This is a genomic window from Bacillus sp. JJ722 (genome assembly GCF_036963345.1).
GTDB lineage: Bacteria > Bacillota > Bacilli > Bacillales > DSM-1321 > Bacillus_AD.
Genome location: NZ_JBALMO010000071.1, coordinates 1 through 1421 on the forward strand (window position 1 = coordinate 1; position 1421 = coordinate 1421).

The following is a 1421-nucleotide window of genomic DNA, read 5'->3' on the forward strand; positions in this document are numbered from 1 at the left end:
CTATTTATCTTGTAAAATAATATGGAATTACATATAGAAAGTACAATCTCGGTAGTCAAAAAATGTTCTTGATTAGTAAAGAGGTATATACTATGTTAATACGTTATAAGAAGATTTTAGAGAAAATCGCAATGGGCCTTTTATCTTTTATGCCCAATGGAAAAGATATCAAGAAGCTTCAAGCTACTATTAAACAGTACGATACGTTAGAGAATTGGCAATTATATTTATGGAAAGAAGAAGATGACATGATTGGGTTAATTGGCATCATCATTGAATCAGATGAAAGAGTACTCATTCAGCATCTAACTGTAAATCCTTCCTTTCGTAATCAAGGGATAGGGAGGAAAATGTTTCAACAGATTAAAGAGATATACAGTAATAAGGAAATCGTGGCAAATGAAGAGACGGCGTCTTATATAGTGAAATGTGATACGTAAGCGTAACTCTTATTTGTATAACAGCATAACTTAATATACTAGCCATTGAATAGTGGGCTAGTATATTACAAGTTAGCTGTTTTTTTGTTGTCTTAAAAGCTTTTGATATTGACGCTCATGTATGACAGAGCTTCTATCTCTCATTGTATGTCGATTGACGAGGTATTCGCTTGCTGCATAATCCATTTGGCACCAGATAAGGCCTTTCTGTTTACATGCTTCTTGACAAAGTACAAGTAAGTCATCGTGAATAATGGGTAAATTGGAAGGTAGATAAGGATTTTGGCTATTAATATTCGAAAGGTTTTGTACTAATAAGCTCAAAAGGGCATCATAATCTATTCCTAGAGTTGAAAGTGTTATTTCTGGTGTGTTTTTCATAATTCTAATTGCTTTTATTATCGTTTTTTCTGCTCCGACTAGATTACTGCGTCGATGATGATATGCGGATACTGCAATTAATATCAAGCCAACCCAATGTGAATCTTTGTTCCCTGGATCTACTTCTTTCCAATAATCTTCTAATATTTCATGACATTCAAAGTAATCTCGGCTACCGTGATATTGCACAAGATAATCAATATAAGCTTCAGGATAGATCATGGTATCACCTCTTTTTATAAAAGATTGTAGCAAAATTAATGAAGTGAAGCGAATAATACAGATTGTTTGTGAGTTATGTAAAAAACCCGGTCAATGTATTGCCGGGTACAAGTTTATTAGCACCAAGATGCACCAACAATAATTAACAGGATAAATAATGTAACGATTAACGCAAAACCATTAAAGTGTCCACCATCGCAACAAGTATTACTCATATTTTATATCACTCCTTGAAAGGTTTACTACAATCTCAGCATATGACACTGTTCAAAGATATGCATGGGCTTACGCCTAATAATTGCTAAATATTATCCCGTTCAAACTGACGCTAAGGCTCCCACTGCAAAACGAAAGTAAAAGTGAAGACGTTTAAGTGGG

General features: G+C 34.0%; 3 protein-coding genes. 1 reads left to right on the forward strand and 2 read right to left on the reverse strand.

What is annotated here, in order from left to right:
* Positions 1 to 92: 92 nt before the first annotated feature.
* Positions 93 to 440: a GNAT family N-acetyltransferase gene (locus V7014_RS10460; RefSeq protein WP_335506835.1), complete on the forward strand. Its 348-nt coding sequence runs from the start codon at positions 93 to 95 to the stop codon at positions 438 to 440.
* A gap of 72 nt (positions 441 to 512) precedes the next feature.
* On the opposite strand, the gene V7014_RS10465 is transcribed toward V7014_RS10460, so the two are convergent.
* Positions 513 to 1043 carry a DUF309 domain-containing protein gene (locus tag V7014_RS10465; protein ID WP_335506837.1) on the reverse strand — a complete coding sequence of 177 codons (531 nt, stop codon included), beginning with the start codon at positions 1041 to 1043 and terminating at the stop codon, positions 513 to 515.
* Positions 1044 to 1159: 116 nt separating this feature from the next.
* Positions 1160 to 1258, reverse strand: coding sequence for a YjcZ family sporulation protein (locus V7014_RS10470; protein WP_335506839.1), 99 nt, complete (start codon positions 1256 to 1258; stop codon positions 1160 to 1162).
* Positions 1259 to 1421 lie beyond the last annotated feature (163 nt).

What these genes read in the sequence shown, in the direction of transcription:
- V7014_RS10465 (WP_335506837.1), bottom strand. Translation starts at nt 1,043, where the DNA reads ATGATCTATCCTGAAGCTTATATTGATTATCTTGTGCAATATCACGGT.
- V7014_RS10470 (WP_335506839.1), bottom strand. Translation starts at nt 1,258, where the DNA reads ATGAGTAATACTTGTTGCGATGGTGGACACTTTAATGGTTTTGCGTTA.
- V7014_RS10460 (WP_335506835.1), top strand. Translation starts at nt 93, where the DNA reads ATGTTAATACGTTATAAGAAGATTTTAGAGAAAATCGCAATGGGCCTT.